At 66.6% G+C, this 12,518-nt stretch carries 13 protein-coding genes and 1 pseudogene; 3 read left to right on the forward strand and 11 right to left on the reverse strand.

Annotated elements, in window-relative coordinates:
- Positions 1-25: 25 nt before the first annotated feature.
- Positions 26-1,513: a GntP family permease gene (locus ACOJB8_RS13605; protein WP_475012893.1), complete on the reverse strand. Its 1,488-nt coding sequence runs from the start codon at positions 1,511-1,513 to the stop codon at positions 26-28.
- Complete coding sequence (locus ACOJB8_RS13610; protein WP_475012895.1) at positions 1,510-2,568, reverse strand: patatin-like phospholipase family protein; 1,059 nt, start codon at positions 2,566-2,568, stop codon at positions 1,510-1,512. The genes ACOJB8_RS13605 and ACOJB8_RS13610 overlap by 4 nt, the downstream gene beginning before the upstream one ends.
- A gap of 193 nt (positions 2,569-2,761) precedes the next feature.
- On the opposite strand from ACOJB8_RS13610, the pseudogene ACOJB8_RS13615 reads away from it, so the two are divergent.
- Positions 2,762-3,379: pseudogene (locus ACOJB8_RS13615) on the forward strand (uracil-DNA glycosylase family protein); the annotation flags it as partial.
- A 42-nt stretch (positions 3,380-3,421) separates the two neighbouring features.
- Positions 3,422-3,793, forward strand: coding sequence for a DUF488 domain-containing protein (locus tag ACOJB8_RS13620; protein ID WP_368617996.1), 372 nt, complete (start codon positions 3,422-3,424; stop codon positions 3,791-3,793).
- A gap of 33 nt (positions 3,794-3,826) precedes the next feature.
- On the opposite strand, the gene ACOJB8_RS13625 is transcribed toward ACOJB8_RS13620, so the two are convergent.
- Positions 3,827-5,149: a TIGR00366 family protein gene (locus ACOJB8_RS13625; protein ID WP_475012897.1), complete on the reverse strand. Its 1,323-nt coding sequence runs from the start codon at positions 5,147-5,149 to the stop codon at positions 3,827-3,829.
- Between the two features lie 289 nt (positions 5,150-5,438).
- On the opposite strand from ACOJB8_RS13625, the gene ACOJB8_RS13630 reads away from it, so the two are divergent.
- Positions 5,439-6,275 carry an SH3 domain-containing protein gene (locus tag ACOJB8_RS13630; protein ID WP_475012899.1) on the forward strand — a complete coding sequence of 279 codons (837 nt, stop codon included), beginning with the start codon at positions 5,439-5,441 and terminating at the stop codon, positions 6,273-6,275.
- A gap of 66 nt (positions 6,276-6,341) precedes the next feature.
- Here ACOJB8_RS13630 and ACOJB8_RS13635 read toward each other — a convergent pair whose 3' ends face one another.
- The 8 genes from ACOJB8_RS13635 to ACOJB8_RS13670 form a co-directional block, all read right to left on the reverse strand.
- Positions 6,342-7,331 carry a hypothetical protein gene (locus ACOJB8_RS13635; protein ID WP_475012901.1) on the reverse strand — a complete coding sequence of 330 codons (990 nt, stop codon included), beginning with the start codon at positions 7,329-7,331 and terminating at the stop codon, positions 6,342-6,344.
- Between the two features lie 243 nt (positions 7,332-7,574).
- A complete protein-coding gene (locus ACOJB8_RS13640) occupies positions 7,575-7,736 on the reverse strand; it encodes a hypothetical protein (RefSeq protein WP_176732820.1) in 162 nt (53 codons plus the stop codon).
- Positions 7,737-7,894: 158 nt separating this feature from the next.
- Positions 7,895-8,107 (reverse strand): hypothetical protein, encoded by a 213-nt coding sequence (locus tag ACOJB8_RS13645; RefSeq protein WP_368684188.1) that lies wholly within the window; start codon positions 8,105-8,107, stop codon positions 7,895-7,897.
- A gap of 236 nt (positions 8,108-8,343) precedes the next feature.
- Positions 8,344-8,775 (reverse strand): Hsp20/alpha crystallin family protein, encoded by a 432-nt coding sequence (locus ACOJB8_RS13650; protein WP_368684187.1) that lies wholly within the window; start codon positions 8,773-8,775, stop codon positions 8,344-8,346.
- A 251-nt stretch (positions 8,776-9,026) separates the two neighbouring features.
- Positions 9,027-9,773, reverse strand: a complete 747-nt coding sequence (gene phbB / locus ACOJB8_RS13655; RefSeq protein ID WP_475012904.1) for an acetoacetyl-CoA reductase — start codon at positions 9,771-9,773, stop codon at positions 9,027-9,029.
- Positions 9,763-10,314: a hypothetical protein gene (locus tag ACOJB8_RS13660; protein ID WP_342946076.1), complete on the reverse strand. Its 552-nt coding sequence runs from the start codon at positions 10,312-10,314 to the stop codon at positions 9,763-9,765. Before ACOJB8_RS13660 ends, phbB begins: the two co-directional genes overlap by 11 nt.
- A 388-nt stretch (positions 10,315-10,702) precedes the next feature.
- Complete coding sequence (locus tag ACOJB8_RS13665) at positions 10,703-11,164, reverse strand: universal stress protein (protein WP_342946628.1); 462 nt, start codon at positions 11,162-11,164, stop codon at positions 10,703-10,705.
- 153 nt (positions 11,165-11,317) lie between these two features.
- Positions 11,318-12,304 (reverse strand): zinc-dependent alcohol dehydrogenase family protein, encoded by a 987-nt coding sequence (locus tag ACOJB8_RS13670; RefSeq protein WP_475012905.1) that lies wholly within the window; start codon positions 12,302-12,304, stop codon positions 11,318-11,320.
- Positions 12,305-12,518 lie beyond the last annotated feature (214 nt).

Here is a 12,518-nt window from a genome sequence, read left to right on the forward strand (position 1 = left end):
GGCGTGTTTCGCGCAGGAACGCCAGTCAGAAACTGCCGAACAGCGACCCGAGCACGATCACGACGGCGAGCGCGATGAGCGCGCCGACGATGCTCACCACCACGAGGTCGCGGTAGCTTTCGCGATGCGTCGAGCCGCACACGGCCAGCAGCGTGACGACGGCGCCGTTGTGCGGCAGGCTGTCGAGCGTGCCCGACGACATCACGGCGACGCGGTGCAGCAAAGCGGGATCGATGCCATGCTGGGCAGCGAGCTGCATGTAGGTGCCACCGAGCGCGTCGAGCGCGATGGTCAACCCGCCCGAGGCCGAGCCCGTGAGCCCGGCGAGCAGGTTCGTGGCCACGGCGAGCGAGACGAGCGGGCCGCCGCCGATGCCGAGCACCCAGTCGCGCACGGCCTCGAACGCGGGCAATGCGGCAATCACGGCGCCGTAGCCCACGAGGCTGCCCACGCTCAGCACCGGCAACACCGACGCGTTGGCGCCCGCATCGACGCTCTCGCGTAGCGCGCCGAGCCGCCCGCGATTGAGCGCCACCAGCACGATGATGCCGAGCGCGAGCGCAACCGAGACACCCCACACGCCCGCCACCGCCGAAAGCGTGGTCGAACCCCAGCGCGGTTCGGCGAGATACGACGCGTCGATGCGCGGGAACACCACGACGTTCATCACGAAGTTCATCGCCACGACGACCACGAGCGGCGCGAGCGCGACGAAGGGCGACGGCGGCCCCGCATGGTCCGGTACAGCCGCGCCGCCGATCTCGGCGGGATCGAAGGCTTGGGCGAGACTCGCGCGCTCGCGCACGAGCGAGGACTTGCCGCGCTCTTCGTCATCGGCGCCGCCGTTATCGGGCTCGACAAAGCCCTCGCCGTTGCGCCGCGCCGCCGCCGCCGCGCGCCCGAGCCACCAGAGGCCGAAGCCCGCCATCACGAGGCTCGCGATCACGCCAAGGCCCGGCGCCGCGAACGGCGTCGTGCCGAAGAACGGCATCGGAATGGCGTTTTGCAGCGCGGGCGTGCCGGGCAGCGCCGACATCGTGAAGGTCGCCGTGCCGAGCATGATCGCAGCGGGCATCAGGCGGCGCGGGATATCGGCAGAGCGAAACAGCGCCTGCGCCATGGGGGCGAGCACGAAGAACGCGACGAACAGGCTCACGCCGCCATAGGTGACGAGCGCGCCGCCCAGCACCACGGCCACGAGTGCGTGACGCGTGCCTAACTTGTCGATCATGAGGCGCGCCACGGCGTCCACCGAGCCGCTGTCTTCCATCAGCTTGCCGAACAGCGAGCCGAGCAGGAAGAGCGGAAAGAACTGGGCGAGAAAACGGCCCGTGCTCGACATGAATGTTTGCGTCCAATGCGCGAGCACCGGCTCGCCGGAAATGAGCGCGGCCAGCATGGCGCACAGCGGCGCGAGCAGCAGCACGCTCCAGCCGCGATACGCGAGCCAGATCAGCAGCGCGAGACTCGCGAGCATGCCCCCGAGGCCGATAACGAGCGCGCCCGCGCTCATTGCAGCACCCCTTCGAGCAGCGCTTCGAAATTGAACGTGGATGCCACGCCGAGCTGCGCACCGTGTTGCGCCAGGAATTCATCGGCGGTGTGGCGGCCTTCGTCGCGCAGCATCGTGATGAACGACCACTCTGCGTTGAGCTTCGACGACGCGCCCAGCGTGACGAGCTTCGCGCTATGCACGCGATGCAGGCGCATATGCGCCCAGCGGCGGCCCTCCTCGCTGCCTGCGTCGGCGACCTTGTGCAGCAGCGCCATCATGCGCAGCTCCTTGATTAGCGGCGAGTTGAACGCGATCTCGTTCACGCGGTTGATGATGTCGCGCGCCGAGCGCGGCGTGCCCGCGCGCTCCACGGGGTTCACCTGCACGAGGATCGTGTCGATCGAATCGGTCTCGCGAATCAGCGGCGTAATCGTCGGATTGCCCGCGTAACCGCCGTCCCAGTAGGCCTCACCGTCTATCTCGACGGCCTGAAAGAGCGTAGGCAGACAGGCCGAGGCGAGCAGCGCGTCGGGCGTGACATCGGCATTGCGGAACACGCGCGCCTGCCCGTTGGAAACGCGCGTGGCCGTGACGAAGAGCTTGATGCGCGAGCGGCGCAACGCGTCGAAGTCGATGGTGTCGGCGAGGATCGTGCGCAACGGGTTCACGCGCCCCGGATTCAGGTCGTACGGGGAGACGACGCGCGCCATCATGTCGAGCGCGACGAACACGGGTGAATGATCGAGCGTCCAGCGCCCGAGCAGGATGTCGACGGGGCCGCGCCGGAACGGGCTGAAGCGCGCGGCGTCGGCCACGCGGCGCCAAAAGCGTTCGAGCGCCTCGCGCGCGCCGGCCGCGCCGCCCAACGCATGGCCGCTCGCGAGCACGGCGGCGTTCATCGCGCCCGCCGAGGTGCCCGAAATGCCTTCGATCTGCAGCCACGACTCTTCGAGCAGGCGGTCCAGCACACCCCATGTGTATGCGCCATGGGAGCCGCCGCCTTGCAGTGCGAGATCGACGAGCAAGGGCTCGGTGGGGGTCGTGCGGGTTGACGTCTCGGCTTCGGCAGGCATTGCGGCTCCGTTCCAGACAGACCACGGGCGAGATTACAGGAAAAGCGTAAATGGCCGCACGAGAATGACGCAGCGCGCAATCTGGCTCGAACGCGCTGGAGTCGCGCTGCGATCAGCGCGCGGCGGCCCGGTCGCAGTGGCGCACCAGGGCGTTTGGTAGACTGGATCTCCCGCCACACCTTCCTGCCTTGCCGTGTCGAATGTCCATCCGCTTCGCGGGCCGGTTTCGCTATCGGGCCCGCTTCCCGCGCTGCTCGCCGAAATCCGCGCCTGCCATGCCTGCGCCGACGCGCTGCCGCTCGGGCCGCGCCCTGTGCTGCAGGCAAGCGATACGGCAAGCCTGCTGATCGTCGGCCAGGCGCCGGGCGCGAAGGTCCACGCCTCGGGCGTGCCGTGGGACGACGCGAGCGGTAAACGGCTGCGCGCGTGGCTCGGCATCGACAGCGAAACGTTCTACGACGCCGCCCAGGTCGCGCTCGTGCCGATGGGCTTTTGCTACCCCGGCCGCGGCGGCGGCGGAGACAACCCGCCGCGCCCGGAATGCGCCCCACTGTGGCACGCGCGGCTCATCGAGCAGTTGCGCGGCGTGCGCCTGACCCTGCTCGTCGGCCAGTATGCCCAGCGCTATTTTCTCGGCAGCGAGCGCCGCGGCTCGCTCACCGAGACGGTGGCGGCCTGGCGCGACTATGCACCCAATTTCGTGCCGCTGCCGCATCCGTCGCCACGCAATCAGGCGTGGTTCAAGCGCCACCCGTGGTTCGAACTCGACGTCCTGCCCGCGCTGCAGGCGCGCGTAAAAGCATTGCTGGCACCTGAAGGCCGCCACGCGCACACCACTAAAAAGGAGCCGACGATGACGAACCCGGCAATCGATATCCAGCGTGTCTACGAACCGCTGCCCGAGCAGGGACACCACTGCTATCTGGTGGATCGGCTGTGGCCGCGCGGCCTGAGCAAGGAAAAGCTCGCGAACGTGGAATGGCTGAAGGAGGTGGCGCCGAGCACCGAACTGCGCCAATGGTTCCACAAGGACCCGGAGCAGTGGACCGAATTCAGGAAGCGCTATCTGGCCGAGCTGAACGCCAATCCGGACGCCTGGCGGCCGCTCGCCGAAGCGGCCGGGAACGGGCACATCACCCTGCTCTATGGCTCCCACGACACGCAGCGCAATCACGCAATCGTGCTGCGCGACTTTCTGGCGAAGCACGCCACCGGGCACAAATGACCGGACGGGGCTCGCGCCCCGCCCGTTTCACGCTCAGAAGAGATACATCCCCGCGACGAATACGACGCCCGAGAACAGCAACGTGGTCACGCAGTAACCCATGATGTCACGCACGCCGAGGCCGGCGATCGCGAACGCGGGCAGCGCCCAGAACGGCTGCGCCATGTTGGTCCATGCCTCGCCGTAAGCGATCGCCATCGCCGACTTGCCGAGGTCCGCGCCCAGCGCCTGCGCCGCCGGCATCACGAACGGCCCCTGCACGACCCAGTGGCCGCCGCCCGAAGGCACCGCGAAGTTGATCACCGCCGAGCTGAGAAACACGAGCAGCGGAAACGTGTGCACGTTCGCGATATCGACGAACCACTTCGTAATGACGCCCGCGAGACCCGAGTGGTCCATGAGCGCCTGAATGCCCGCGTAGAACGGGAACTGGATCATGATGCCCGAGGCGCCCCTTGCGGCGCCGGCCACGGCGCGCGCGTAGGCCATCGGCGTTTTGTGCAGCACGAGGCCCGCCGCGAGAAACACGAGGTTCACGGTGTCGATGTCGAGCGCAAAGCCCTTCGTGTGAAAGCGGAAGCCGAGGAACACGAAGCACAGTGCCGCCACCAGCAGCGCGAGCGCGCGGCTTTCCTCGATGCGCTCGGCGAAAGTCGCATCCGGGCCGAGCTTGCGCTCGACGCTCGGCGGGTCTTCGAGCAGCGCGGGGTCGACCGAGACGACATCTTCGGGCTTCGGCATCATGAGACGCACGAGAATCGGCAGCAGCACGATCAGTCCGATCGTGATGAACGCGTTATAGCCCGTGAAGATGGTCTGCGAGACCGGGATCAGGCCGACGGCCTTTTCCATCGGATTGCCCTTCGTGGCCGCGACGAGCGGCACCGAGCCGGAAAGGCCGCCGTGCCACGTGAGAAAGCCCATGTACGCGGCGGCAACGAGCAACCGATAATCCGCGCCGCGCACTCGCCGGGCCACTTCGCGCGAGAACATCGCGCCGAGCACGAGCCCGAAGCCCCAGTTGATCGCGCAGGCAATTGCGCCCACGAATGCCACCAGCATCACGCCCTGGCCCGGCGTGCGCGCGCAACTCGCCAGCGCGACCAGCATGCGCTTGACCGGGCCGGAGCTGGCAAGCGCGTGGCCGGTGACGAGAATCAGGACCATCTGCATCGCGAACGCGAGCAGGTTCCAGAAGCCCGAACCCCACATCAAGACGAGCGCTTCAGGCGGCTGCGGCGTGAGCGCGAACGCCAGCACGAAGGTCACGACGGTGAGGAGAATGGCGAAGATGAGCGGGTCCGGCAGGATCCGATGCACTACGCCGGTAAAGAAGTGGGAAATACGCTGAATCACGGTGGTCTGCTCCTCGTCTGCTGATACGGAATCGGCCGCCTGTTTTCTTCTTTGCGAACCGAGGCCGCGATTTTTGCACAGCGCGGCATACTGCGTGCGCCACGCCGGCAATTGGCCGAATGCGTGCTGAACGCGCTGAACGCGCTGAACGCCGCGCCTGACCGGTGCGCGCGCACGCGCACGAAATAAGCCGTTACATGCCTCGACGCGCCCTAAAAGCCTTATCTGCTACCGTTATGGTTGCTATCTCAATAAATGTCCGGGTGATTCCACCCAGCGGGAGGCAGCAATGCGCAAGCAGTTTCTCGGTGTCGTGCTCGCCGCGCTAGCCGGCTTATTCGTGGCTACTCCGCCCGCGCACGCCCAGTCGCAGGCATTCACGAATCAGACCGTCAACATCTACGCAGGACCCGCAGCCGACTTTCCGATCGTCGCGCAGATTCCGGGTGGCGTGGCAGTGACGGTATGGGGCTGCGTCGCGGGCTTTAGCTGGTGCGACATCGGTTTTCCGGGCCTGCGAGGCTGGGTCTACGGCACCTTCATCAGCTATCCGTGGCAAGGACAACGCGTGCCGGTGATGAACTATGGCCCGCGCATCGGTCTGCCTATCGTGACGTTCTCGCTCGGCGCGTACTGGGGCATGCACTACCGCGACCGGCCGTGGTACTCCAATCAATCGCGCTGGGCGCGCCATCCAGGGCCACGACCTCTGCCGCCGCCGCCCGTGCGGCCGCGTCCGCCCGTCGGTCGTCCGCCGGGCGGCACACGGCCGCCCAACCAGGGCGGCGGGAATCGGCCGCCCAACAACAACGCGGGACAGGGAAACCGGCCACCCGGCGCGGGCCCCGGCAATAACAACGCGCGGCCGCCCGGACAAGGGCACGCGCGGCCGCCGGGACAAGGAAATGCCCGTCCGCCTGATCAAGGGAATGCCCGTCCGCCCGGCCAGGGCGGCGGCCGGCCTCAGGGGCAAGGCGGTGGGCGGCCGTCCGGCGGCGGGAATAATCGACCGCAGGGAGGTGGCGGCGGTGGCGGCGGTGGTGGTGGCGGACCGGGAGGCGGTGGCGGACCTGGCGGCGGTGGCGGGCCTGGCGGCGGCGGTGGCCGTCCGCCTCAGGGTAGCTAACGTCGCGACTAGCGGGCAAGTCCATGCCGACGCAAGGCGTGCCCGCGCTGGCTACTTCACCATCGCTCAGAACCGGTAGCCGATACCACCCAGGATCACGTCCGTATCGCGGCTATAGCGCGTGACCACGCGGTTCCAGGTGACGCGCGCCGCCCAGTGCTGCGTCAAGCGATAGGAAGCCGAAACGGAGACGAGCCCCGAGAGAATCCCGTCGCCGGTATCACGCTCGTCGGGGTGCTCACCGTGATGGATCGCCGCGTAGAGGCCCGCGCCGAACCCGAGCGTGAGACGCTCGTCGAAGAACGCGCGCGTGAGCCAGATTTGCGCCGTCGCGCCATCGCGCCGCGCCGAGATGCCATTGCCCTCGTGCAGATATCCCACCGTGGCGTCGAGAAAGGAATTGATGCCGCGCCGGTACTCGATTGCCTCGGCCGCCGATGTCTGCGATTCGAGGCTGTTGAGGATCGTCTCGCCCGCCATCAGCGTGATCTCGTTGTTCGTCACTTTCTGCGTGCGCGGCAGCGCGAAATCGCGCGGCCCTGGCGTGCCGGGCGCGTCGAGCTGATAGCCCACGCCCAGCATGAGCGATGTCGTCGATGGCCCGCGCGACACTTGCACGCGGTTGAGCTGCAGGTTCGCTGTCCAGCGATGCGTGGAGTACCACGTGGCGCGCGCACTGTAGAGCACGCCCCAGCCGTGCGTATCGGACCAGCCCTGGCCTTGTGACGCGGCCTCGGTATCGAAATAGCGATACGGCCCGACACCCAGCGCGAATACGAAGCGGCGCTGCGCGAGCGGCAAACGCGCCCACGCCTGGATGGCCTGGCCGTCGCGGTGATGATCCGGAATATGGCCTTCGTTGAGCCAGGCAATGCTGCCGGCAAAATACTGGCCGAAACCCTCCGTGTAATCCATTTGCCGCGAATAGGTATGATCGGCGCCGCTTTTGAGCGGCCCTGTGTAGAGCGTGAATTCCTGCGCGCAAACTGACCCCGAAGCCAAGGCGAGCGCGCTGCCGACAACACCGGCTGCGGCTAGCGACGTGATGTTTTTCATTGCGTGCGTTTGGCCTTGCGGTTGGGATGACGTGACTCGCTGCAAGGAAAACGTATGCAACGGAACGCGGAGCATACCGCGACGAGGCATATTTTGTGCAAACCCACTCTTTCAATTAATTACGACATGACGTAGCACAAATTTCTGATATTTATTTTGCCATCCTAATTACATGAATAAAAAAGAAACGCCGCACAAAAAGTGCGGCGTCTTCCTGCATTCAGCTTTGCAAGCGGTGCAATATCAGCGCACGTGATGACAGACGCGCTCAGCGTGATGGTGGACGTGCTCGACGTGACATACCTCGTGGTGATACGGTTGGGCGACAGCAGCGAGCGGCGCGAAAAGCGCGGCGCAGGAAATCAGGGCAAACAGGCGGACAGCGGGCTTGGTAACGGCGTTCATGAGTCGGCTCTTGCGTATGAAAACAGCGTGGTGGGAATCAAAAGCCAGCACTGTATCGCAGAGCGTTCCGCGACGTATTACACGGTTGTAACGGGCGTAGCGCTCGATGAAACGCTCTTGACACGCCTTGCTACGCAAGAGCCGCTCGCGGCGGCCGCTCAAGTAGTGGGCTCGCCGCCCTCGTCGTGGGTGAGTCGCCGCAGCAGTTCGCGACCGCGGGTGGTGAGGCGCAGCGTGGGGTCGCCGCCCGCCTCGTCCATTTCGACGAGACGATAGCGCTGCAGCGCAAGGAAATCGGAATCGATCATTTGAATCGGGGCGTCCGCATCACGGATCAGCAGCAGGGTCGCTAGTTCGTGGTGACTGAGCATCAGGTCTCTCCAGTTGTTGGCCGGAGTCGAGGCGCAAGCGCCGATTCCAGCCACATGCCCGAAAAAGCAATCGACCGAAGGGCCGTGGGCTTGAGTCACCCCAGCATAGCGAGTTAATCGTACAGTTTCGCTACAGCCATGTTTCGCTGTGTTACGCGCCGGTGTCTGAAGCAAGAAAGCGGCGCGCAGCTGCACGATATGCAGTCTGCGCGCCGCCCGCTTACAGCCTCTCGCCCTTAGTTGATTTCGAGGCGCTTACTGGCGCTTGCGGCCCGCTTCGGTAGCGTCAGCGTCAGCACGCCATCCTTGTATTGCGCGGCCGCCTTTGCATCGTCGATTTCCGCGGCGAGCGTGAACGCGCGGCTCACGCTGCCCGCATAACGCTCGCGACGCACCACGCGCTCACCTTCCTTCAGTTCGCTGCCGCGCTCGACTTTCGCGGCAATCGAAACGAGATTGCCATCGATTTTCACGTCGATGTCTTTCCGGTCGACGCCGGGCATTTCAGCCTTCACCGTGAAACCAGCCTCGTCTTCCGTCACGTCGATCCGGATACTGGCCGCTTGCCCTTCCGCGCCGCTCGTAGCACGCAACGGCCGGAACAGCCCGTGAAACAGATCGGGCACACCTTCCATCGAAAACGGATCGTAACGCGAGATAGTGCTCATTGATGCCTCCATGGCAGAACGTTTTTCGTGTCCACACAACGACGGCGTTGCGTCGGATTCCTAAGTTCCCCCATCAACTCGCACAGGCGCATGACACCTCTGCGGCCGACGTCCGGGAATCGCCTGCAACGAAGCGCGCCGCTCGCGCGGCGCGGTCGCTGCCGCTTACCGTTCCAACATGAAGGCGCCTCGCGCGTTTGCAAGACCCGTTTTTTGCCGCGCCCGAAATTTTTGTGTCGCCGCGCGGCGCGTCATTGCATGTGCATGCCGCCGTTGATCGCGATATCGGCGCCGGTGATGAACGCCGCATCGTCCGAACAGAGGAACGCCACGAGTGCCGCGACCTCGTTCGGTTGCCCGAGACGGCCTACTGGAATCTGCGGGAGGATGCGCGCATCCAGCACATCTTTCGGTACGGCTTCCACCATTTGCGTGGCGAGGTAGCCCGGCGACACGGTGTTCACCGTCACGCCTTTCTTCGCCACTTCCAGTGCGAGCGCCTTCGTGAAGCCATGCATGCCCGCTTTCGCCGCCGAATAGTTGGTCTGCCCGAAAGCGCCGCGCGAGCCGTTGACCGAGCCGATATTGATGATGCGCCCGAAGCCGCGCTCGATCATGCCGGGCAGGAACGGCTTCGTCACGTTGAAGAGCGCGTCGAGATCGGTGCGCAGCACGGAGTCCCAATCGGATTTCGACATCTTCACGAAGCTGCGGTCGCACGTAATGCCCGCATTGTTGATGAGCACGTCCACCTGGCCGAGATCGTCGAGCGCTTGCTGCGCCGCGCGCTCGCAGGCCTCGTAGTCGGCGACGTTCATGTGGTGGCAGCCGAAGTCACGGCCCGCCGCGCGTTCGGCGGCAAGCCAGGCATCGGCGCGCGTGTTCGCCGCCGAGCAAGAGACGGCGACGGTCATGCCCGCATCGTGCAGGCGCCGGCTGATCGCCTCGCCGAGTCCGCCCATGCCGCCCGTGACGAAAGCAACGCGCTTAGTGGCCATGCTGGCCTCCGCCCGCGCTGGCGCCCTGCGCACGGCCTGCGCCCGCCGCCTTGCCCGGATGCACTGCACCATTGGCGGCGCTGCTCATTGCGCGCTCGAAGGCGTTCATCCACTCGCGCATCGGCAACGCACCCGGCACCTTGGCTGCGCTGGCTTGCGCGCCCGCACAGGCCTCCTGCCACTGCTGCGTGAAGTCGCGCGCACTGTCGGACCACGTGCTCGCGCTCTGCATCGCCGCCGCGACGCCCTCTTGCCAGAGCGTGGTGCTCGCGCCGAGATAGTCGCGCCAGACTGATTGCGTGGCGACCGCGAAATCGGTCCAGTCGCGCGCGGTGCGCAGCGATTCGAGCAGGCCCTCGACCGCCTCGCGGTCGCGCGCGATGCGGCGCTGCTCCAGCTTCAGCAACTGCTCGCGCCATTGCTGCTGCCCGACGAGCAGGCGCAACGCGGCCGACGTGTTGGCACGGTACGTGTCGAATGAGACGCCCATCGCGTTGCCGGGCGAGGCGGCGTCGAATGAGGGATGGGAAGCGGTTGCCATGGTCAATCTCCTCCTTATGTAGCTTTCGCCCGGCGCGGCCGGATGCGTTTGCTGCCAAAGAGACCGCGGTGGACCGCGACGGGACGCGGGCTGCGGCGAGCGAAATGAAAGCGCTTCACGCGCGACGATGGGGAACGGGATGCTTCGGAGTGCCGTATGTTCGCAAGACGGCCGACTCAAGCCAACATCATAGGCAGGAAGACGGCGTCCCGCGCGACGAATGGGCGATTTGTCGCTTGATCGACGTCACATTTCGAGATACTTGATGCGCAGCGAGTCAACACCAGGCTTGTCATCGCGGGTATTTCGCGACGGACTGTAAGGGCGGGAACGCTGCCCGGCCGATCGCGCCCTCGACCCGAACCGGCCGGTGGAACCGGGCAACCGGTCAGTTGGCCGGCAGCTCTTCGTCGCGCACCAGCATCACCGGCCGGTCCGCCATGCGCAGGAACGACTCGGCCACGCTGCCGAGCAACAGGCGCTTCATGCCCGACAAGCCACGCGTACCCATCACGACGAGGTCCGCGCCGTCCTCGGCGGCGATGCGCGAGATCACTGCGGCGATCTCCTCGCCGCTTGCGTCGGCCGCGCGCGTTGAGCCCGGCACCTGAGCCTGCGCGAACACCAGTTTCGCCTCTTCGAGCGCCGCCGTTGCCGCGTCGTTTTCCGCCGAGTGGCGCGCCTGTTCCTCGGCGAAGCCCGTACTGACGTCCACGAGCCGCGCCGGATGCCGCACGACATACAGCGCCTGAACGGCGGCGCCAGTCGCTTTTGCGACCTTCACGGCCTCCTCGAGCGCGCGCCGGCCGCTGCGGCTGCCATCGACCGCTACCAGAATCTGCTTGTACATCATGGACCTCCCGGGCGTCGCCCATGTTGCGCACCGGCTCCCGGCGCGCTATCTAGATAAAGATCGTTGTAGCGCATTCAGGTACGGATGCGCGCCCCGGCCAGTGCGACCCGTTGTCTCTACTGCGTCACCATCGTGATCCACCTGACCGGCTCAGCGCATCGTCAACACCGCCGCGCCCGTGAGCCGTCCCTCGCGCAAATCGGCCAGCGCCTCGTTCGCGCGCGCGAGCGGGTACGGCGTGGTTTCGATTTCGAGCTTGTGCCGCGCAGCGATCGCCATGAACGTCGCCCCGTCCTCGCGCGTGAGATTCGCCACCGAAACGATGCGCCGCTCTTCCCACAGCCATGCGTAAGGAAACGAGGGAATGTCGCTCATGTGGATGCCGCCGCACACGACCGTGCCGCCCTTCGTCAGCGCCCGCAGCGCAGCGGGCACGAGCGCGCCGACCGGCGCGAACAGCAGTGCCGCGTCGAGTTCCTCGGGCGCGCGCTCGTCGCTGCCGCCGGCCCACGTCGCACCGAGGCGCCGCGCGAACTGCTGCGCTGCGACATCGCCCGGACGCGTGAACGCGTAGACGGTGCGCCCCTGGTGGCGCGCGACCTGCGCGACGATATGCGCCGCGGCGCCGAAGCCGTAGATGCCGATGCGCCGTGCATCGCCCGCCAGCGCGAGCGAGCGATAGCCGATGAGTCCCGCGCAGAGGAGCGGCGCGGCCTCGAGGTCGCTGTACTGGCGCGGCAGATGAAAGCTATAGCGGGCGTCGGCGACGGTGCGCGTGGCGTAGCCGCCGTCGATCGTGTAGCCCGTGAAGCCGGGTGCGTCGCAGAGGTTCTCGCGCCCGTCGGCGCAGAAACGGCAATGGCCGCAGGTGCGGCCGAGCCACGGCACGCCCACGCGGTCGCCGGGCGCGAAACCCGTCACGCCGGCCCCGAGCGCCGCGACCGTGCCGACGATCTCGTGACCGGGAACGAGCGGTCTTTTCGGGTGAGCGAGATCGCCGTCCACGACGTGCAGGTCGGTGCGGCATACGCCGCACGCATGCACGTCGATCAGCAGTTCGCCCGCGCCCGGTGCCGGGTCGGGTAGATCGGCTTCGCGCAGCCGCGGATTCTCGCCGTCGAACAGCATTGCCCGCATCGCTATCCTCCTCGCCAGAACGCGGCAGACGCGCCGCATCGATCACCATAAAACCATGTTATGCAATCGGACCGCGCGCTGTCGTGCATTGCGCGCTGCGGCGCAGCTACCCCGATGCGACTCGCCGCCACAGGACATCCACGCGTGGCGCGCCGCGCGATCGTGGCACCATAAGACGAATCCCACAGGACCACGAGGGCCGCAGCCCGGCCTG

The sequence above is a fragment of the Paraburkholderia sp. BR10141 genome (assembly GCF_056155635.1).

Excerpts from the sequence above, each read along its gene's own strand:
- ACOJB8_RS13605 (WP_475012893.1), bottom strand. The coding sequence starts at position 1,513 with ATGAGCGCGGGCGCGCTCGTTATCGGCCTCGGGGGCATGCTCGCGAGT.
- ACOJB8_RS13610 (WP_475012895.1), bottom strand. The coding sequence starts at position 2,568 with ATGCCTGCCGAAGCCGAGACGTCAACCCGCACGACCCCCACCGAGCCC.
- ACOJB8_RS13620 (WP_368617996.1), top strand. The coding sequence starts at position 3,422 with ATGACGAACCCGGCAATCGATATCCAGCGTGTCTACGAACCGCTGCCC.
- ACOJB8_RS13630 (WP_475012899.1), top strand. The coding sequence starts at position 5,439 with ATGCGCAAGCAGTTTCTCGGTGTCGTGCTCGCCGCGCTAGCCGGCTTA.
- ACOJB8_RS13635 (WP_475012901.1), bottom strand. The coding sequence starts at position 7,331 with ATGAAAAACATCACGTCGCTAGCCGCAGCCGGTGTTGTCGGCAGCGCG.
- ACOJB8_RS13640 (WP_176732820.1), bottom strand. The coding sequence starts at position 7,736 with ATGAACGCCGTTACCAAGCCCGCTGTCCGCCTGTTTGCCCTGATTTCC.
- ACOJB8_RS13645 (WP_368684188.1), bottom strand. The coding sequence starts at position 8,107 with ATGCTCAGTCACCACGAACTAGCGACCCTGCTGCTGATCCGTGATGCG.
- ACOJB8_RS13650 (WP_368684187.1), bottom strand. The coding sequence starts at position 8,775 with ATGAGCACTATCTCGCGTTACGATCCGTTTTCGATGGAAGGTGTGCCC.
- phbB (WP_475012904.1), bottom strand. The coding sequence starts at position 9,773 with ATGGCCACTAAGCGCGTTGCTTTCGTCACGGGCGGCATGGGCGGACTC.
- ACOJB8_RS13660 (WP_342946076.1), bottom strand. The coding sequence starts at position 10,314 with ATGGCAACCGCTTCCCATCCCTCATTCGACGCCGCCTCGCCCGGCAAC.
- ACOJB8_RS13665 (WP_342946628.1), bottom strand. The coding sequence starts at position 11,164 with ATGTACAAGCAGATTCTGGTAGCGGTCGATGGCAGCCGCAGCGGCCGG.
- ACOJB8_RS13670 (WP_475012905.1), bottom strand. The coding sequence starts at position 12,304 with ATGCGGGCAATGCTGTTCGACGGCGAGAATCCGCGGCTGCGCGAAGCC.